Origin of the sequence: Pseudomonas bubulae (assembly GCF_037023725.1) — a bacterium.
Classification (GTDB): domain Bacteria; phylum Pseudomonadota; class Gammaproteobacteria; order Pseudomonadales; family Pseudomonadaceae; genus Aquipseudomonas; species Aquipseudomonas bubulae.
The window spans coordinates 934,737-954,640 of record NZ_CP146077.1 but is presented as its reverse complement, the minus strand read 5'-3'; the positions used below and the strand labels follow the sequence as shown (position 1 = coordinate 954,640).

The window sequence follows — 19,904 nt, the reverse complement described above, 5'->3', positions numbered from 1 at the left end:
GGCTTACCCCCCGTGGGAGCGAGCCTGCTCGCGATTGGATCATCACTGATACACCGCGTCGTTTGTTTCGCGAGCAGGCTCGCTCCCACAAGAATGGGTACTTAACCCTCTAACAGGCGGACGGCTTTGGCCTTGAGGATTTGCAGGTCGATAACTGGCACATGCATCTGCTTGGCCTGTTCATCCCACACCCGCATGCGCAGGCTCAACCCGCACAACGGGTCCTGCTCGAAGGCATCCGCCTCGGCCTCGCTCATCACCCCGCCCTGATAACCCAGGGTGCGAATGCTCGCCTCACTCAACAAATCGAAATACCCCGGCTGACGCAAAGTCAGGTAACGCTTGGCCTGTACGTGGTATTCCACCAGTTTGGCCAGCCGCTCGCTAAACCCGGCACGGCGCAGATAATCGGCGCCCACCCGCTCATGGCTGACTACACCGTATCCATCCATGTTCTTCGCATCATTGACGCAAAAGTGCCCGATATCGTGAAAGAACGCGGCCAACACCACTTCATCGTCATAACCTTCATCCAGCGCAAGCTGCGCGGCCTGGGACATATGCTCGATCTGTGACACCGGCTCGCCGATGTAATCATCGGTACCGTATTGCCGGTACAAACCAAAAATGTCTTCAACCACTTGCTGTGCGTGTGTCATCACATCTCCTCCAGCATCCGGGCGATATTGCCCTCGGCCATCGCCGGGCCCACGCTCATGCCCACGCCGGTGTGCATCAGCGCCGCATTCAAGCCGGGCGCCACCTGCAGCCAGGTGAATGGCCTGGCCCCCCTGGCACCATAGACGCCCTGCCAGCGCTCGACCACCTGCACTTCACAGCCCAGTGTGTCTTCGCACAGTTGCAGCATCCAGTTATCCACCTGTTCGCCGTTGAAGGGTGAGGGATCCTCACTGTAATCATGAGAATCGCCGACGATCAAATCACCATAAGGTGTCGGGCTGATCAGCAGGTGAATGCCGTGCTGCTCCAGATGCGGGCTGTCACGCAGGATTTCGGCCTGCACTGGCGCCGTTTCGGGCAAGTCGGCAAAAGCGCCGTAATGCACACAGCTCAGGCCGGTCAGCAGGGCGTGTTGCAGCCTCAAGTTGACCTTGGGCCGCACGCGCAGCATTTGCAGGCGACAGATCTTCGGGTTGAGCCGGGCCAGTGGCTCGGCCAGCAGGGTCAGGTAATCGTGCCCCGAGCACACAATCACCTGCGAACCCTTGAAACTCCCCGCCGTGGTATGGACCTGACCGGGTTCGACCTCGCGCACCAGGGTCGAAAAATGAAATTCGACGCCCAGCTCACACTGCAAATAGTTGATAAGGGCCGGAATGGCTTCGCGTGAATACACCTGCTGGTCGTCAAGGCCATGCAAAGCGGCGCGATGATGGCTGAACTGGCCACCGTAAAGCGCATCCATTTCTGCACCGCGCAATAATTCGGCGCGGTAGCCGAGCTCGCGTGCACGACCTTGGCAGAACGCCTCAAGCAAGTGCTCTTCGGCTTCGGTGCGGGCGAACAGGTACGAGCCGTTGCGCTTGAGATCAAAGCCTGCGCGCTGCGCCCAGACTGCCCAAATGTCGCGGCTGGCACGGGCCAGATCGAGCATCACGCCCGGTGGTTGGCCGGTGACCAGCGCCTGGCCAAAATTGCGCACCGAGGCGCCCAGTGGCGTGGCGGTGCGCTCGAAGACGCGTACCTTGAGACCGCGTCTTGCAGCGGCGTAGGCGTGGGACAAGCCCAGAATGCCGGCGCCGACGATAAGGATTGGTTGAGTCATCACGATGTCCTGAAGGGCAACTTCACTTCCCTTGTGGGAGCGGGCTTGCTCGCGATACAAGCGCCGCGGTGCGGCTGTCCAACCGCAGCGATCCAATCGCGGGCAAGCCCGCTCCCACAGGTCTTTTGTGGCTACAAAACTACTGCGCCGCTTTCTCGGACTTGCCGTCATAGCGTTTGCGCCACTCGGCCAGGATGCTGTCGCGGTTCTGTGAGGCCCAGGCGAAGTCGTTCTTGATCAGGCGCTGCTCGTAGTCGGCTGGCAGCTCGGTCTGTGGCTTGGCGATGCCGGGCTGGGCGAGTACCGCGAAGTTCTCTTTATAAAGCTCCATCGCCGCGGGGCTTGCGGAGAAGTCAGCCAGCTTTTTTGCTGCCTCTTCGTGCGGCGTCCCCTTGATTACAGCCGTCGCTTCGATTTCCCAACCCAGGCCTTCTTTAGGCAACACGATATCCAGCGGTGCCCCCTGACGCTTGAGCTGTACGGCCGGGTATTCAAAGGAGATACCGATCGGGAATTCCCCCGCAGCTGCCAGCTTGCAAGGCTTGGAACCTGAATGAACGTACTGGCCGATGTTCTGGTGCAGGTCGTCCATAAATTGCCAGCCCTGTTTCTCGCCGAAGGTCTGCAGCCAGGCGCTCACATCCAGAAAGCCGGTGCCGGACGAGGCCGGGTTGGGCATCACGATTTTGCCCTTGTATTCAGGCTTGGTCAGGTCCTGCCAGCTCACCGGCTTGCTCAGGCCCTGTTTTTCCGCCTCGATGGTGTTGAAGCAAATGGTCGCGGCCCACACGTCCATGCCCACCCAGGCCGGCGGGTTGGCTGCATCGCGGTAGTTGCCGCCGATCTTGGCCAGGTCCCTGGGGGCGTAGCTTTGCAGCATGCCCTGCTGGTCGAGGATCGCCAGGCTGGATGCCGCCAGGCCCCACACCGCATCTGCTTGCGGACGGGCTTTTTCCGCCAGCAGCTTGGCGGTGATGATGCCCGTGGAATCGCGCACCCACTTGATCTCAATGTCCGGGTTGGCCTTTTCAAAGGCCTGCTTGTAGGTCTTGAGCTGTTCGGCTTCCAGGGCCGTGTACACGGTCAGTTCAGTTTTGGCAGCGAACGCATTGAAGCTAAAAGCAGTGAGGACAGCAGCGGCAAGAGCAAGAGGCTTGAACATGGTGCGGTTCCTTTTGGGGTGTAGGGGCAGGGTTGTTGTTATTGCGCGGGCGCACCCTGGCGCCAGGCCTGGGAGCGGCGCAGCAAACCGCGCGAAGCCCATGCCAGCAGCAAGGACATACCCGCCGAAGTGAACAGGATCAGGGTCGACATCGCCGCCGCGCCGCCAACGTTGCCGGCGTCGTCCATGTTCAGCACCGCCACCGCCGCGAGGATGGTGTCGGGGCTGTAAAGGAAGATCGCCGCCGACACGGTGGTCATCGCCGAGACAAACAGGTAGCGCATGATGTCCAGCAGTGCGGGTAGACAGATCGGCACGGTGACGCGCCAGTAATGGCGATAGAGCGGCGCCTTGAGCGACAGTGCGGCGGCTTCGAATTCGCCGTCGAGCTGGCGCAGGGCCGTGGTCGCAGTCATTTGTGCAGTGGTCAAATAATGCGCAATGGTGCAGGCCACCAGCAGGGTCATGCTGCCGTAGAGCACATGCAGCGGGTTGCCCGGCAGGTTGAAAAAGAACACGTAGCCCAGTCCCAGCACCAGCCCCGGCACGGCCATCGGTACAAAGCTGAGCATGCGCAGGGCCAGGTTGAGGCCTTTCTGGCTTCTGGTTTTCTCCATCAGATAGGCGCCGGTGAAGATCACCAGACTGCCAATCACCGCCGTACACAGCGCCATCGTTACACTGTTGCGATAGGCCAGCCAGCCGCCGCCTGCGGTGTCGTTGAACTGGTAGTGGTTGAGCGATAGCGACAGGTTATATGGCCAGAACTTGACCAGCGACGAGTACACCGCCATCCCGAAGACCAGCAGCAGGGTGGCGCAAATCAGCAGCACAATGGCCAGATAACAGCGGTCACGGCCCTTCGACGGCACGGGTTTGAACACTTGGGCGCGGCCACTCATCGAATCGCCATGCTGGCGGCGCAGCCAGGCATCAACGCCGAAACTGAACAGCGCAGGCAACAGCAGGACCATGCCGATCAAGGCGCCGCGACCGAATTGCTGCTGGCCGACCACGGCCTTGTAGGCTTCAAGCGCCAGCACCTGATAGTCGCCACCCACCACCACGGGCACACCGAAGTCGGTGATGGTCAGGGTGAAGACCAGGCAGAACGCGGCAAACACGGCCTGTTTGGTGCCCGGCCAGGTAATGCTGCGAAAGGCCTTGAAAGGCCCGGCCCCCATGCTCGATGCAGCGTCAAACAAACGTGCATCGGCCAGAGACAAAGCCGACAGCAAAATCATCAAGGCGTGCGGGAAGGTGTAGATGGCCTCACCGAGAACGATGCCCCAGAAGCCGTAGATATTGTCGCTAACCAGCCCACGTAACATGCCCTGGTTACCAAACAGATACACCAGCGCGATGCCCGGCAGCATTGAAGGTGCCATCAGTGGCAGCAACGACAACCCGCGCCAGATGCGTTTGCCGGGGATCATAGTCCTTTGCAGGGCGTAGGCAAACAGATACGCCAGCGGTACGACGATGGCCGCCACGCTGAGGGAAACCTTAAGGCTATTACCCAGTAGCCAGTGAAAGTTGGCGCTGGTGACCAGTTCTCGCGCCGCGACCCAGCCGCCGCCCTGGCCGTCTTCGGCACTGAAGCCGCGCCAGAAGATAGCCAGCAACGGCATCAGCACCGCCACGCTCAACAACAGCAGTAACAGCAGCTTGCCGCCGACCACGAAGATACGGTCACCGAGTTCCGCTCTGCTGGCTTGGCGGGACATTTTGCCGGGCAATGGCAGGGCCATTTCAGCGGCCATGTCAGGCAAACACCTGCAGGCTGCCGGGTGGCAGGGCGACAAAAATATCCGGTGTGCCAAGGCGCGGCAGGTCCTGACTGCCGACTTCGGCCGTCAGGGCATGACCCGGCAGGTGGTTGAGTTCGAAGCTCATGCGGCAGCGATTGCCAAGAAAGGTAATTTCCCGAACCCGGGCCGGGAACAGGTTTTCCTGATGCAGTACCGGATTGACGCTGATGGCTTCGGGACGGCAGAACAAACGCCCCGAGGCGGCGCGGCCAGCGTCATCTGCCAGGCGCATGTTCATGCCGCCGACCTGAGCGTGGGTGGCACTGTTGCGCAAAAACGGTAGCCAGTTGCCCTGCCCCACAAATTCGGCGACAAACGGCGTGGCCGGCTTGTTGTAGATTTCTTGCGGGGTGGCGTACTGCTCGACCTTGCCGTTGTTCATCACAGCAATACGGTCGGCCATCAGCATGGCTTCGTCCTGATTGTGGGTGACCATCAGCGTGGTGATGCCCAGGCTGCGCTGCAATTGGCGCAGTTCGGTACATAAATGCTCACGGACGCGGGCATCCAGGGCCGACATTGGCTCGTCGAGTAATAGCAGAGACGGCGATGGCGCCAGGGCACGGGCCAGGGCGACCCGCTGCTGCTGGCCACCGGAAAGCTGACCCGGGAATTTCTTTTCGCTGCCGGTCAGGCCCACCAACTCCAGCATGTCGCCGACGCGCTTGCGCACCACCTCACGATTGCTGCCAGCCAGGCCGTAGGCAATGTTGGCCTCAACAGTCAGATTTGGGAACAAAGCATAGGACTGAAACAGAATCCCGTAATCACGGGCCTGCGGCGCCAGCTCGGAGACATCGCGATCACCCAGGTACAGTGCGCCCTTGTCCTGATGCTCCAGGCCTGCGATACAACGCAACAGCGTGGTCTTGCCGCAACCGGACGGGCCGAGCAGACACACCAGCTCGCCTGCAGCCACCTCCAGCGAGACGTTATCCAGCGCGGTAAAGGCGCCAAAGCGCTTGCTCACATTGCGCACCTTCATCGGCACGCCGGGCTGGGTAAAAGCGGTTGTGTTCGAGCTGTTCATGGATGCACCTCATCAAGCAGATAAGGGCCATCCTAGAGATGCAATGCGTACAAGATGTGGCAGCAAGGCCAAAGCAGCCGATAGTGGTATTGGTGGATTTGGGTATGGGTGCAGGGTCATTGTGGGAGCGGGCTTGCTCGCGATGGCCTTACCGCGTTTTGCCTGACACACCGCATCGTCTGCATCGCGAGCAAGCCCGCTCCCACAGTGGTTGTGGTCAGGCCGGGGCCATTTCCTGCGCCAGCCCCAGAAACGCCGCCGGCAAACGCGCGGCTTTTCGCTCTTTGAGGCAGTACAGGTACTCATGGATCACTGGCGCATTCTCAAGGGTCAGTACCCGTAACTGCGGGTCATGAGGTACTTCCTGGCGAGCGATGATGCTGATGCCGATATTGCGCAGCACCGCTTCGCGGATCGACTCCCGGCTGCCAATTTCCAGCAGCGGACCAAAACTCACCCCGGCATTGGCCAGCAGGTCTTCGGTCAACTGGCGCGTGGTCGAACCTTGCTCACGCATCAACAAGCAATGCCCGGCCAGCGCACTGAGCGGTACATGCTCTAGCTTGGCCAGTGGGTGATTGCGATGCACCGCCAGCACCAGCGGATCGGCACCCAGGACGCGGCGGATCAGGCGCGGGTCTTCCACCAGTTGTGAGGAAGCCGCGATATCGACCCGGTATTCGTCCAGTGCCTCCAGCACCTGCTGGGAGTTGCCGATATCCACCGCCACCTCGATCTGCGGCAAGCGTTCGCGAAAGGCTTTAACCAGATCCAGGATGTAATACGGCGCGGTCGCGGCAATGCGCAGCATGCCGGTGCCCTGGCCGCTGTTGCGCAAAAAGAATTCGATATCGGCTTCTTGCTGCAGCAACGCCTTGACCATCGGCAGCAGGCGTACGCCGTCATCGCTGAGGGTCAGGCGCCGGCCGCCACGGTAAAACAGCTCTACACCGTACTGGCTTTCGAGATTGCGGATTTGCGTGGTCACAGTCGGCTGGCTCAGCCCGAGCTTTTTGGCGGCCTGAGTAATGCTGCCCAGTTGGGCCACCCGGTAAAACGCTTTCAGCTCGGCACTCAGCACAACAGCCCCTCTTGATCTATTTGCGCAACAGGCGCAAACCGTTGAACACCACCAACAGGCTGACGCCCATGTCGGCAAACACGGCCATCCACATGGTGGCCAAACCGAGGAAGGTTACCGCAAGAAAGATCGCCTTGATGACCAATGCCAAGGCAATGTTCTGTTTCAGGATGCTGGAGGTCTGCCGTGACAGGCGAATAAAAGCCGGTATCTTGCGCAGATCGTCGTCCATCAGGGCAACATCGGCGGTCTCGATCGCGGTATCCGTACCTGCCGCGGCCATGGCAAAACCGATCTCGGCACGGGCCAGGGCCGGAGCGTCATTAATGCCGTCGCCCACCATGCCTACATGATGGCCCTTGGCATACAGCGCTTCGATCGCCTTGAGCTTGTCTTCCGGGAGCAGGTTGCCCTGGGCTTCGTCGATACCGACCTGGGCGGCAATGGCGTTGGCCGTGTGAGGATTATCGCCGGTCAGCATCAGGGTCTTGATGCCCAACTCATGCAACTCGCGGATCGCTTCACGGCTGGTTTGCTTGACTGTGTCTGCCACGGCGAACAGCGCCAGCGGGCCTGCGCTGTCGCACAGCAAGATCACGGTTTTGCCCTGTTCTTCCAGCGCAAACAGCTCTGTCTCGAGTTCAGGAGAGCACAGGCCCAATTCTTCAACCAGGCGGTGATTGCCCAGGTGGTAGAGCTTGCCGTCGATTTCGCCACGCACTCCGCGTCCCGCCAGCGCGGTGAAGTTATCCACAGCACTCAAAGGCAGATTCTTATCCACAGCAGCATTAGCCACAGCCAGCGACACCGGATGATCGGAACGGCTTGCAAGGCTGGCGGCCAACAGCACCGCGCTGTCAGTGAACAGCGGATCAAGGGGCAGGTAATCGGTTTGCACCGGTTTGCCGTGGGTGATGGTGCCGGTCTTGTCCAGGGCCAGGAAGTCGAGCTTGTGGCCGCCTTCCAGGTACACCCCGCCCTTGACCAAAATCCCCTTGCGGGCCGCAGCCGCCAGGCCGCTGACGATGGTTACCGGCGTCGAAATCACCAGCGCACAAGGGCACGCCACCACCAGTAACACCAGCGCACGGTAGATCCAGTCAAACCATACGCCGCCCATAAACAACGGCGGGATCACCGCCACTGCCAGGGCAAAGGCAAACACCAGCGGGGTATAGATTTTCGCGAAGCTGTCGACGAAACGCTGGGTCGGTGCCCGGGCGCCCTGGGCCTGCTCTACAGCGTGAATGATCCGCGCCAGGGTCGAGTTGTTGGCCGCTGCCGTCACCCGGTATTCCAGGGCGCCGGACTGGTTGATGGTGCCCGCGAAGACTTTGTCGCCCAGCGCTTTCTCGATGGGCAGGCTTTCACCGGTGATCGGCGCCTGATCGACTGTGGAGTTGCCCGCTACCACTTCACCGTCCAGGCCGATACGCTCGCCCGGCCGTACCCTGACCAGGCTGCCCAGGGCGATGTCTTTGACCTCAAGCTCAATCCAGCTGCCATCCGCCTGCTGCACGGTGGCCTTGTCCGGCGCCATTTGCATCAAGCCACTGATGGCATTGCGCGCACGATCGAGGGATTTGGCTTCGATCAGCTCGGCCACAGTAAACAGGAACATCACCATCGCCGCTTCCGGCCATTGGCCGATCAGCACGGCCCCCGTCACGGCGATGCTCATCAGTGCATTGATGTTCAGGTTGAGGTTTTTCAGGGCGATCCAGCCCTTTTTATAGGTGGTCAGGCCGCCGCTGAGGATCGACACCAGCGCCACCAGCGCAATCACCCAGGTGGGTGCAGCATCGGTAAAGTGCAGCACTTCAGCCGCCAACGCGCCCACACCGGCCACGGCCAGAGGCCACCAGTGTTTTTTCGCTGGCAGTGCAGGCGGGGCCGCATCCGCACCGGAATCGATGGGCTCGGCGTGCATGCCGAGGGATTTGATTGCGTCGACAATCGGCCCGACGGACGGCAGGTCGTGGGTCACGCCCAATACCCGGTTGATGAGGTTGAATTCCAGTTGCTGCACACCCGCCAGCTTGCCCAGCTTGTTCTGGATCAGGGTCTGCTCGGTGGGGCAGTCCATCGCTTCAATGCGAAAGCTGCTCAGGCGCGCGCCCGCAGTGGCCGCGGCGGCCAGCTTGACGACGCTCGGTCCCGCTGCGCCAGGGCAGCAGCTATGGGCGTGAGCGTGCGTGTCGCCATGCCCATGTTCGTGATCGTGATCGTGATCGTGATCGTGATCGTGACCATGCTTGTTCGGTGCGTGAATGGAATCGCTCATCAGATTGCGTCCGGGAAAGGTGCCTGTTGCCAAGTAAAGACCCTGTAGCCACTATAGGGTCAAGCATCCTTTTGGAGATCTGCTTGATGAAAATTGGCGAACTGGCGAAATTGACCGACTGTCAGGTCGAAACCATCCGTTATTACGAACGCGAAGGGCTGCTGCCAGAGCCTGCGCGCAGTGAAGGCAACTACCGTTTGTACACCCAGGCCCATGTTGAGCGGCTGACGTTTATCCGCAATTGCCGCAGCCTGGACATGACCCTGGAAGAAATCCGCAGCCTGCTCAACCTGCGTGACAGCCCCCAGGACCAGTGCGAAAGCGTGAATGCGCTGATCGACGAACATATTCATCACGTCAAGGCGCGGGTCGACAGTTTGCTGGCCCTGCAGGCGCAATTGCTCGACCTGCGGCAAAAGTGTGGCGAGGGGCCGGACGGGGAGCATTGCGGGATTTTGCAGCAGCTGGAAGTCAGCGGCTCGGTCAGCCCGCCGGAAGGCGAGCCCAGCCATGTGGGCAGAAGCCACGGGCATTGATTGCAGGGCGCCGATGCAGGCCTTGGCCCTTCAATCGTGCCGGACGCGGAGCGCCTAAAACGCTATTCTGTCCAGGTTTTCCCCTTACAGAATGTGAACTGCCAAATGCCAGACTGGAACCACTACCTACAGCGCATCCTTGAGTTGATGAAGCGCTATCCAGGGCTGATCGCGGCGTTTGGCTTTTGCTCGGGGGTGGGCAGTTTCATTCTGGTGGACCGCCAGCAAGGCATGGCCCGCTGGATTGCGGTGATCCTGCTGGTGAGCTGGGTCTGGTTGATGCTGGAAAACACCTTCACCCGGCTGTTCAGCCGGGTGTTCAAGCGCGAAATACCTGAACCGCTGCTGCGCTATGCCACCCAGATGATCCACCAGGAAAGTTTTTTTTTCGTCCTGCCATTTTTCTTTATCACCACCACCTGGAACAGTGGCCAACTGGTCTTTACCGGACTTCTGGGCGTGTGCGCACTGATCGCCATCACTGACCCGCTGTATTACAAATGGCTGGCCCCCCGGCGCTGGCTGTTTCTGGCCCTGCACACCCTGGCCCTGTTCGCGGCCATGCTGACGGCGTTGCCGATCATCCTCAACCTCACCACCTCCGAGAGCTACAAACTGGCGCTGGGCACCGCCGTGCTGCTGTCAATTCCCAGCCTGGCCGTGAGCCTGCCGCTGAAAACCTGGCGTGGCTGGCTGGTATTGCCCTTGATAGTCCTGGCCCTGGGCGGCACCGGCTGGCTGCTGCGATCCTGGGTGCCACCAGCTACGCTGTGGATGACCGAAGTGGCCGTCACCACCCAGTTGCAGGACCGCACGCCGGGCGAGAGCATCAAGCACATCAGCGTCAGCGAGCTGCGCAGTCGTGGCCTGTACGCCTATACCTCGATCAATGCGCCCCGGGGTTTGAATGAGCGGATTTACCATGTGTGGCAACTCAACGGCCAGGAGGTCGACCGCATCGCCCTGGATATTCATGGCGGGCGCAAAGAGGGTTATCGCGCCTGGACCCACAAGCAGAATTTCCCGCCGGACCCGGTGGGTCGCTGGCAAGTCCGGGTGTTGACCGAGGATGGGCAACTGATCGGCGTTTTGCGCTTCAGGGTTAACCTGGATCAATCTGCGCCTGCGGTTGTTAAGGCAAACTGAAGCACTTTTGCCGGATTGTGCTATTACATAAGGTCTGCGTTCAAACGTACCGAGCTGGGAGCTTAAGACTATTACGGCCATGGCGGGCAATGCCCAACTAGACACTTCCGGTAATCCGGCGCGACTGCTGATCAGCGGCGACTGGACGCTTGCCCATTACACACGCCTCAAGCAGCAGACCGAACAACTGGTCGGCAAGTACGATGCCCAGACCGCCATCAACCTGGACGACGTGTCCAGCATCGATACGGCCGGGGCTTCGCTGCTGGTGGAGCTGCTGGGGGCAGAGCGCGTCAGTCAGTTGACCGACACCGCCCAAAAACTCCCCGCCGCCGACCGCGCCTTGCTGCAAACGGTCTATTCCTCGATGCGCGATTTTTGCGTGCCGGTCGCAGCCCAGGAACAGAACGTCGGCATCCTCTTGCTCAGCCGCATCGGCAGCGCGGTCTACAAGCTGTGGCAAGACTCCCTGCAACTGCTGGGGTTTATCGGCCTGATCCTGCAGACCCTGGCGCGCAACCTGTTTCGACCCAAACAATGGCGCATTACCCCGGTGGTGGCGCATATCGAGCAGATCGGTCTTAACGCCGCGCCGATCGTGGTGTTGCTGACCTTTATGGTGGGCGCCGTAGTGGCGTTTCTCGGGGCCACGGTACTGGCCAACTTTGGTGCGGGGATTTTTACCGTTGACCTGGTGGCGTTTTCCTTCCTGCGTGAATTCGGCGTGTTGCTCACCGCCATCCTGCTCGCCGGGCGCACGGCCAGTGCCTTTACCGCACAAATCGGCTCGATGAAGGCCAACGAAGAAATTGACGCGATCCGCACCCTGGGCCTCGATCCGATGGACTTGCTGGTGTTGCCACGGGTGCTGGCGCTGTTGATTTCCCTGCCGCTGCTGACATTCATGGCCATGATGGCGGGCATCCTCGGCGGTGCCGTGGTCTGCGTGGTGTCCCTGGGTATCTCGCCGGACATGTTTATTTCGCTGCTGCACTCGGATATCGGCGTGCAGCACTTTTTGGTGGGCATGGTCAAAGCGCCGTTCTTTGCCTTCCTGATTGCCGCGGTGGGCTGCCTTGAAGGCTTTAAAGTCAGCGGCAGCGCCGAGTCGGTGGGCGCCCACACCACGTCCAGCGTGGTCCAGTCGATCTTTATCGTGATCGTCCTCGACGCCGTGGCCGCGTTGTTCTTTATGGAGATGGGCTGGTGAGTACGTCCCTGCGCAAACCCGGCGAGACCGTGATCGAGGTGCGTGACCTGTGCAACCGCTTTGGTAGCCAGACCGTGCATGAACACCTCGACCTTGATGTGTACAAAGGTGAGATTCTCGGCGTGGTCGGCGGCTCCGGCACCGGCAAATCCGTGCTGCTGCGCAGTATTGTCGGTTTGCGTCGGCCCACTGAAGGGCAGGTCCGGGTGTTTGGCCAGGACTTGATGAGCCTTGATGAACAGGCGCGCTCAATGATCGAGCGGCGCTTTGGTGTGCTGTTTCAGATGGGCGCGCTGTTTTCTTCACTGACGGTAAAAGAGAACATCGCCCTGCCCCTGATCGAGCACGCCGGCCTGAGCCGGCCTGATGCCGAGCACCTGGCGTGCGTCAAGCTGGCGCTGTCGGGATTGCCCCTGTCGGCAGCAGACAAGTACCCGTCTTCACTGTCCGGTGGCATGGTCAAGCGCGCAGCGCTGGCCCGGGCGCTGGCGCTGGACCCGGACATCCTGTTTCTGGACGAACCCACCGCTGGGCTGGATCCGATCGGCGCGGCGGCCTTTGACCAACTTATCCTGACACTGCGCGATGCGCTGGGGTTAAGCGTGTTCCTGGTCACCCACGATCTCGACACGCTGTACACCATCACTGACCGGGTGGCGGTGCTGTCGCAAAAACGGGTGCTGGTGGCGGCACCCATCACTGAGGTCGAAGACTACGACGACCCGTGGATTCATGACTATTTCCATGGCCCCCGTGGCCGCGCCGCGTACGAAGCGGCAACCCACCTCAAGGAGCAATGACATGGAAACCCGTGCCCATCATGTATTGATCGGCCTGTTCAGCGTCCTGATTGTCGTCGGGGCCATGCTGTTTGGCCTGTGGCTGGCCAAGGCGAGCATGGACAGCACGTTCAAGGATTACGAAGTGGTGTTCAACGAAGCCGTCAGCGGCCTGTCCAAAGGCAGCTCGGTGCAATACAACGGCATCAAGGTCGGCGACGTGATCGAACTGCGCCTGGACGACAAGGACCCGCGCCGGGTACTGGCGCGCATTCGTCTGGCGGCCAACACCCCGGTCAAGGTCGACACCAAGGCCAAGCTGGCGCTGACCGGCGTGACCGGGACTTCGATCATCCAGCTCAGTGGCGGTGACCCCAACAGCCCGCCCCTCAAGGGCAAGGACGGCAAGCTGCCGGAAATCGTGGCTTCGCCCTCGCCCATTGCCCGCCTGCTCACCGACGGCTCTGACGTGATGGCCAACGTCAATATGCTGCTGCATAACGCCAATGCGTTGTTCTCCGAAGACAACGTCAACCGTGTCAGCAAGACCCTGGACAACCTTGAGCAAACCACTACGGCCATTGCCGGTCAGCGCGGCGATATCAGCCAGACATTGAAACAGCTGGCCCAGGTCGGCAAACAGGCCAGCGTCACGCTTGAGCAAACCAACGTGCTGATGCGCAACGCCAACGGCCTGTTGAGCACCGAAGGCAAACAGATGTTCAACAGCGCCGAGCAGGCCATGAACTCGCTGCAGCAGAGCACCGCGACGATCAACAAACTGATCAACAACAATGAGGACTCGCTCAACAGCGGCCTGCAGGGGCTGAATCAGCTCGGCCCTGCAGTCAATGAACTGCGCGAAACCCTTGGCACATTGCGCTCGATCTCGCGGCGCCTGGAATCCAATCCAAGCGGTTACTTGCTGGGCCGCGAGCAGAACAAGGAATTCACCCCATGAAGCGCACCTATCGCCTGGCAGGTTCCATCGCCCTTGCTACTGGTCTGAGCCTGCTCAGCGCCTGCTCGATTTTGCCCAAACCCGAGATAGTCGACGTGTATCGGCTGCCGGCGGCGCAAGCACCTATGGCCGTCAGCCAGAGTACGCCAGTGAAGTGGTCATTGCGTCTGGAAAAGCCGATGACCACTGGCGCGTTGAACAGCCAGAACATCGTGGTGGTGCCTGAGGGCAACCTGATCAGTAACTACAAAGGTGCCCGCTGGAGCGATACGGCCCCGGTGCTGTTGCGCAACCGTCTGCTTGAGGCCTTCTTGCAGGATGGCAGGATCCAGGGCTTGAGCACCGATGACAGCAACTTGCAGTCCGATTACGAACTGGGGGGCGAATTGTTGGCGTTTCAGACCCACTACAACGGCAAAAGCCCGGAAGTGCTGATCCAGTACAACGCCCGCCTGGTACGCAGCAGTGATCAGCGGGTCATTGCTTCCAAACGCTTTGAGACGCGCCAGCCGCTGAGCAACCCGATGGTACCAGGCGTGGTCGCAGGTTTTGGCCAGGCCAGTGATGTGCTGATGCCACAAGTGGTGCAGTGGGTGATGCAGCAGGGGCAGGCGCAGCGTTAAAAAGCCCGAAGCAAGAGCCAAAAGCCCCTCCCCCTAACCCTCTCCCTGCGGAGAGGGTTGAAACTAGGTTCACACCTCCCTTCAATTAAAGACCGCTGTCTTGATACCGGCATTCGTAAATTCTCACTAATCACCCTGCTGTAGGAGCGGGCTTGCTCGCGATGGGATCGACGCGGTGTGTCTGTCAGACCACGTCGTCCGAATCGCGAGCAAGCCCGCTCCCACGGGGTTACGCATGTTCTGGCGGCGGGTTCTTGTTCTCCTTGATCTTGTACGAAGCCACATACAGCGCTGGCAAAAACAACAGCGTGAGCAAGGTGGCCGATAGAATGCCGCCGATCATGGCGTAGGCCATCGGCCCCCAGAACACGTCCCGGGCAATCGGAATCATGCCCAGGCTGGCCGCTGCCGCGGTCAGCAGAATAGGCCGACGACGATGCTGGGTGGCTTGCATCACCGCGTGCCACGGATCGAAGCCGTCGCGTTCGTACTGGTCGATCTGGGTCACCAGGATCACCGAGTTACGCACGATGATGCCCACCAGCGCCAGAATCCCCAGGATCGCTACAAAGCCCATCGGCGTGCCGGTGGGCACCAGCGCCAGCACCACACCGATCAGCCCCAGCGGCGCGACACTGACCACCAGGAACATCTTGTGCACGCTTTGCAGCTGGATCATCAGGAAGGTTGCCATCAAGAACAGCATCAACGGCACGACTTTGGCGATCGGGCCCTGGGCCTTGGCGCTCTGCTCTACCGTACCGCCGGTTTGCACGTTGTAGCCTTCAGGCAGGTTGGCGGCAAACTTGTCGACTTCGGGCTTGAGCACCTTGACCAGATCGGTCGGCTGCATCGAGCCACGTACGGAGGCCTTGAGGGTCAGGGTGGGGATCCGGTCGCGGCTCCAGATCAGCGGTTGCTCAAGCTCGTAGCGCACCGTGGCAAAGGCCAATAGCGGGATCGAGGTGCCGCTGGGGGTGGTGATCTGCAGGTTGAGCAGGGTTTCCGGGGTACCGCGCTCGTTGCTGTTGGCCCGCCCGACGATATTGATCAGGTAAATGTTGTCCTTGACCTGGCTGACGGCGGCACCGCTGACGATGCTGTTCATCACATGGGCCACGTCTTCGGATGACAGCCCGAACTGGCGGGCCTTGTCCTGGGCAATGTCGATACGCAGCACCTTGCCGGGCTCGTTCCAGTTGAAGATGGTTTCACCGACATTGGGGTTGGCGTCGAGCACCGAGGCCAGGTCGATCGAGTACTTGCGCACCAGGTCGATATTCGGCCCGCTGACCCGATATTGCAGCGGCTGGCCCACCGGCGGGCCCAGTTCCAGGGTGTGTACGAAGCTGCCCACCCCCACAAAGTCCTCGCGCAAGCGTTTGTTGAGCCGTTCGATCAGGGCATCACGGCTTTCCAGGCCTTTGCTGACAATCACCAACTGGGCATCGAAAGGGTTTTGCAGTTGCTGATCGAGCGGCAGGTAGAAGCGGATCGCGCCCTCACCGATATAAGAACTCCAGCGCACGATATCGTCATCACCCTTGAGCGACTCTTCAAAACGCTGGGTGACCTTGAGCGTCTCCTGGATCGAGGCGTTTTGCGGCAGGTTCAGGTCCACCAGAATCTCGGGGCGGTCAGAGGCCGGGAAAAACTGGTTCTGCACCAGGCCCATGCCGAACACCGCCAGTACAAACATCAGCACTGTCGCGCCAATGGTCGTCCAGCGATAACGCATGCACCACAGCAGCGCGGTGTCGAAGGCCTGGGCCAGGCGCCCGGGTTTCTCGGGCTTGGGTTTGACCTTGGCGCTGAGGATATGCACGCCCAGCACCGGCGCGAACAGCACGGCCACCACCCACGACACCAGCATTGCCACGGCAATCACCGCGAACAGGGTGAAGGTGTACTCCCCCGCCGAGCTGTTGTTAAGGCCGATGGGCACAAAGCCTGCCACGGTCACCAGTGTCCCGGTGAGCATCGGGAACGCCGTGGAATGATAGGCAAAGGTCGCCGCCTGCTCCTTGGTTTCCCCAAGTTCCAGCCGGGTGATCATCATCTCCACCGTGATCATCGCATCGTCCACCAGCAGGCCCAGGGCGATGATCAGCGCACCCAGCGACACGCGCTGCATGGCGATGCCGGTAAATTCCATAAACACGAACACCAGCGCCAGCACCAACGGGATCGAGATCGCCACCACCAGACCGGCGCGCAGGCCCAGGCTGATGAAACTCACCGCCAGTACAATCACCACCGCCTCAAACAGGGCGCTGGTGAAGCCGCTGACAGCCTCCTCGACCACTTGCGCCTGATCGGACACCATATGCACGCCAACACCTACCGGTAACTGCGCGGTCAGGTCGTCGATGCGCTGCTGTAGTTGCTTACCGAACTCCTGAATGTTGCCACCATCAATCATGGCGATTGCCAGACCAATGGCCGGCTTGCCGTTGTAATGGAACATGGGGGCCGCGGGGTCGACGTAGCCACGGGTGATTTCGGCAATGTCGGCCAGGCGGTAAAAACGGTCGTTGACCCGCAGATTCACGGCGGCCAGATCCTCAACGCTGTGGAACTGCCCCGAGGTGCGTACCGACATGCGCTCCGGCCCGGCCTCGATTACCCCGGCGGGAGTGACGGCGTTCTGTTCTTGCAGGCTTTCCAGAATGTGCTGTTGGTCGAGGCCCAAAGCTGCCAGTTTGCGGGTCGAGAAATCCAGGTAGAAAGTTTCGTCCTGTTCACCGATGGTCATCACCTTGCCGCGATTGGGTACATCGCGAATGCCGGTGCGCACTTGCTCTACATAGTCGCGCAGCTGACGCATGGTGAAGCCGTCGCCGGTGAAGGCGAAAATGGTGCCATAGACATCACCGAACTCATCGTCGAACCCTGGGCCTTGAATGCCCTGGGGAAAGTCGCCGCGAATGTCGCCGATCTTTTTGCGCACCTCATACCAGATATGCGGGATGGCATCGGCTTTGGTGGTGTCCTTGAGGAACACAAACACCGTCGACTCACCGGGCCGGGTGTAACTTTGCACGTAGTCGAGAGAATCCAGCTCCTCAAGCTTTTTCTCGATGCGATCGGTGATTTGCAGGCGGGTTTCGTCGACCGTAGCACCGGGCCATTTGGACTGGATGACCATGGTTTTGATGGCGAAGGACGGGTCTTCAGCGCGCCCCAGATTGATGTATGAAAAAATCCCGGCGACCACCGCGACAAACATCAAATACCAGACAAATGACTGATGCTTCAGAGCCCACTCGGACAGGTTGAACTTCCCATTCATTGCGAGCTTTCCTTATCGAGTCTGACTTTCTGCCCGGGGGTGAGGCTGTACACACCTGCACTGACCACCCTGTCGCCGGTTTTGATACCACCCGACAACAGCACGTTGCGGGCGTCGCGGCGCAGTACGCTGACGTCACGCGGGCTGACGGTTTGAGTGGCGCTGTCAATGATCCATACGCGGCTGTGGCCGTCGACTTCCTGCAGGGCAGTGAGCGGCAGCTGGAAGTGCTCGGCTGTCGGGCTGCTGACGGTCACGCTCACCGAGCTGCCAAGACGGAATGCCGCCGGCGTCTGGTCCAGTGTCAGGCGGGTGCGCCGGGTGCGGGTGGCGCTGTCGGCTTGCGGGGCGATTTCGCGGACATGGGCGCGGGTGTTGATAGTCGGGTCGAGCTGGCCGGCGACGAGGAATTCGATACCTTTGGGCAGTGCTTCGGCCAACGGACCCGGGAGGTCGATGACCGCCTCCTTGATTTCAGGGCGGGCCAGTGTGACCACTTCCTGGCCAATGCTCACCACTTGCCCGGCCTCGGCATGCCATTGGGTAATCACGGCATCATGGTCGGCGCGCAGGTTGCAGTAGCTGAGCTGGTCCTGAGCCTGATTGACCGCAGCCTGCGCCTGCTGCATCGAAGCCTGTGTGGTCTTGAGGTCGGCTTGCGCGGTGTCCAGTTGGGCCTGGGCGCCCACACCACGGTCGAACAGCTCTTGCTGACGACGGGCATTGGCCCTGGCGTTGATCAATTGTGCCTGTACCTTGGCCAGATCACCCTGGGCCGCACGCAGCTGGTTTTGCTGATCGGTGGGGTCGAGGTTGGCCAGAATGTCACCCTGTTTCACCACCGCACCTACATCGTAATAACGGCGCACGATGCGCCCCGGAACACGAAAGCCCAGGGTGCTTTCATAACGAGCTTCGATACTCCCAGCAAAGCGGCCCAGATCCTGGACCAGTTCGGGCCGGGCAATCACATACAGCGCCGGGCGAACGGGTTCCGGCGGCTGTTTCTCCGAGCAGCCCATCAGCATTGCAGCAGCCAGCGGCATCATCCATAAACGCCTCATAGCTGCACCCCTTCGGCCGGTGCGGGGACGATTTCAACTTTCATGCCCGGGTGTAACAACTGCCCCCCTGCAAACACGACTTTTTCTCCATCCTTGAGGCCTTCGCTGACAATCACGCTGCCGGTCAGGTAGCGCCCGACCTTGACCCGTTGCAGGCGTACATTGCTTTGCTCGTCGGCGATCCATACGGCGGGCTCGCTGATGTCCTTGGTCAGGGCCGACCATGGCAGTTCAATGCTGGCGCTGGGCGGCGGGGTCAGGTTGACACTGACAATCGAGCCCAGGTCCATGCCCTTGGGCAAGGCGTCGAGCTGCACCTTGATCTGCAACGTACCGCTTTGTGCCGCAACCGTGGGAGTGATTTCACGGATCTGGCCGTTGACCTTGATTGTCGGATCGCTCAGCAGCGTGACCTGTACCGTGGGGTCTTTGGGCGGTTCGATAAACAGCGATTCATACACGTTGAACACGGCATCCCGTGCGCCATCGCGAGCCAGGGTAAAAATCGGCATGGTGGCCTGTACCACCTGGCCCACTTCGGCCTGGCGCGCGGTGATGATGCCCGGTGCCTCGGCCTCCAGGTTGCTGTAACTCAGTTGTTCGCGGGCGTTGGCCAATTGCGCCTGGGCCGCTGCCAGGGCACTTTTGGCGCTCAGTTGGGCGGCATTGGCAGCATCGTATTCGCTTTGGCTGGTGTAGCCCTTTGGCAGCAGCTTTTGCTGACGCACAAACGCTGCGCGGGTTTGCACCACTTGCGCCTGTTGCGCGTTAACGCTGGCCTGGGCGGTCTCGACCTGGATCTTCAGGTCTTTGGGGTCGAGACGGGCCAGCACCTGATGGGCCTGGATATGGTCACCTACATCCACCTTGCGCTCGATAATCTTGCCACCCACCCGGAATGACAGCTGGGTTTCGACCCGGGCCTGAATATCACCGCTGAGCTGGATCGGTGGGGCGAACTCACGGGTACTCACCTGTTGCACATACACCCGGGGGGACAGAGGCTCTTTGGGGCCCTCCTTGCCGCACGCGGTGAGAAGCGCCAACAGGCTCAAGCCCAAAATGCCCGTGTTCAGTGGACCAGCCATGCAAGCTCCTTTGCGTGATGCCGTTTAACATGCGGATACGGTTGATAGCGT

Annotated in this window: 16 protein-coding genes; 6 read left to right on the top strand and 10 right to left on the bottom strand. The window is 60.7% G+C overall.

Translation table 11 applies throughout. The features are described 5' to 3' along the window. Positions 1 to 101: 101 nt before the first annotated feature. The 7 genes from V6L81_RS04425 to V6L81_RS04395 all read right to left on the bottom strand — a co-directional run bounded on the left by V6L81_RS04425 (position 102) and on the right by V6L81_RS04395 (position 9,154). The gene (locus tag V6L81_RS04425) at positions 102 to 659 is read right to left on the bottom strand and encodes a phosphonate degradation HD-domain oxygenase (protein ID WP_130872170.1); all 558 of its coding nucleotides are present in this window, start codon (positions 657 to 659) and stop codon (positions 102 to 104) included. After that, positions 659 to 1,786: a TIGR03364 family FAD-dependent oxidoreductase gene (locus V6L81_RS04420; protein ID WP_338660502.1), complete on the bottom strand. Its 1,128-nt coding sequence runs from the start codon at positions 1,784 to 1,786 to the stop codon at positions 659 to 661. Before V6L81_RS04420 ends, V6L81_RS04425 begins: the two co-directional genes overlap by 1 nt. A gap of 139 nt (positions 1,787 to 1,925) precedes the next feature. Beyond that, the gene (locus V6L81_RS04415; protein WP_094999977.1) at positions 1,926 to 2,948 is read right to left on the bottom strand and encodes a putative 2-aminoethylphosphonate ABC transporter substrate-binding protein; all 1,023 of its coding nucleotides are present in this window, start codon (positions 2,946 to 2,948) and stop codon (positions 1,926 to 1,928) included. Positions 2,949 to 2,986: 38 nt separating this feature from the next. Beyond that, a complete protein-coding gene (locus V6L81_RS04410; RefSeq protein WP_338660501.1) occupies positions 2,987 to 4,711 on the bottom strand; it encodes a putative 2-aminoethylphosphonate ABC transporter permease subunit in 1,725 nt (574 codons plus the stop codon). A 1-nt stretch (position 4,712) separates the two neighbouring features. Further along, positions 4,713 to 5,789 carry a putative 2-aminoethylphosphonate ABC transporter ATP-binding protein gene (locus tag V6L81_RS04405; protein WP_338660500.1) on the bottom strand — a complete coding sequence of 359 codons (1,077 nt, stop codon included), beginning with the start codon at positions 5,787 to 5,789 and terminating at the stop codon, positions 4,713 to 4,715. A gap of 217 nt (positions 5,790 to 6,006) precedes the next feature. After that, positions 6,007 to 6,870, bottom strand: a complete 864-nt coding sequence (locus V6L81_RS04400) for a LysR family transcriptional regulator (RefSeq protein WP_095017842.1) — start codon at positions 6,868 to 6,870, stop codon at positions 6,007 to 6,009. 16 nt (positions 6,871 to 6,886) lie between these two features. After that, positions 6,887 to 9,154 carry a heavy metal translocating P-type ATPase gene (locus V6L81_RS04395; RefSeq protein WP_338660499.1) on the bottom strand — a complete coding sequence of 756 codons (2,268 nt, stop codon included), beginning with the start codon at positions 9,152 to 9,154 and terminating at the stop codon, positions 6,887 to 6,889. Between the two features lie 86 nt (positions 9,155 to 9,240). Between V6L81_RS04395 and cadR the strand changes: the two genes are divergently transcribed. From cadR to V6L81_RS04365, 6 genes are all read left to right on the top strand, one after another. Then, entirely contained in the window at positions 9,241 to 9,690 is a 450-nt protein-coding gene (gene cadR, locus V6L81_RS04390; RefSeq protein WP_094999775.1) for a Cd(II)/Pb(II)-responsive transcriptional regulator, read from the top strand. A gap of 105 nt (positions 9,691 to 9,795) precedes the next feature. Then, entirely contained in the window at positions 9,796 to 10,836 is a 1,041-nt protein-coding gene (locus V6L81_RS04385) for a DUF5924 family protein (RefSeq protein ID WP_094999774.1), read from the top strand. 79 nt (positions 10,837 to 10,915) lie between these two features. Further along, a complete protein-coding gene (locus V6L81_RS04380) occupies positions 10,916 to 12,046 on the top strand; it encodes an ABC transporter permease (RefSeq protein ID WP_094999773.1) in 1,131 nt (376 codons plus the stop codon). 8 nt (positions 12,047 to 12,054) lie between these two features. Continuing rightward, positions 12,055 to 12,846: an ABC transporter ATP-binding protein gene (locus V6L81_RS04375; protein WP_153326752.1), complete on the top strand. Its 792-nt coding sequence runs from the start codon at positions 12,055 to 12,057 to the stop codon at positions 12,844 to 12,846. A 1-nt stretch (position 12,847) separates the two neighbouring features. Next, positions 12,848 to 13,786: an MlaD family protein gene (locus tag V6L81_RS04370; protein ID WP_094999771.1), complete on the top strand. Its 939-nt coding sequence runs from the start codon at positions 12,848 to 12,850 to the stop codon at positions 13,784 to 13,786. Further along, positions 13,783 to 14,409, top strand: a complete 627-nt coding sequence (locus tag V6L81_RS04365; protein WP_094999770.1) for an ABC-type transport auxiliary lipoprotein family protein — start codon at positions 13,783 to 13,785, stop codon at positions 14,407 to 14,409. Before V6L81_RS04370 ends, V6L81_RS04365 begins: the two co-directional genes overlap by 4 nt. Positions 14,410 to 14,638: 229 nt before the next feature. On the opposite strand, the gene V6L81_RS04360 is transcribed toward V6L81_RS04365, so the two are convergent. The 3 genes from V6L81_RS04360 to V6L81_RS04350 are packed head-to-tail and all read right to left on the bottom strand — an operon-like array spanning position 14,639 to position 19,853. Beyond that, a complete protein-coding gene (locus V6L81_RS04360; protein ID WP_338660498.1) occupies positions 14,639 to 17,701 on the bottom strand; it encodes an efflux RND transporter permease subunit in 3,063 nt (1,020 codons plus the stop codon). Next, positions 17,698 to 18,765 carry an efflux RND transporter periplasmic adaptor subunit gene (locus V6L81_RS04355; protein ID WP_094999768.1) on the bottom strand — a complete coding sequence of 356 codons (1,068 nt, stop codon included), beginning with the start codon at positions 18,763 to 18,765 and terminating at the stop codon, positions 17,698 to 17,700. The genes V6L81_RS04360 and V6L81_RS04355 overlap by 4 nt, the downstream gene beginning before the upstream one ends. Further along, a complete protein-coding gene (locus V6L81_RS04350; protein ID WP_338660497.1) occupies positions 18,762 to 19,853 on the bottom strand; it encodes an efflux RND transporter periplasmic adaptor subunit in 1,092 nt (363 codons plus the stop codon). Before V6L81_RS04350 ends, V6L81_RS04355 begins: the two co-directional genes overlap by 4 nt. Positions 19,854 to 19,904: the final 51 nt, after the last annotated feature.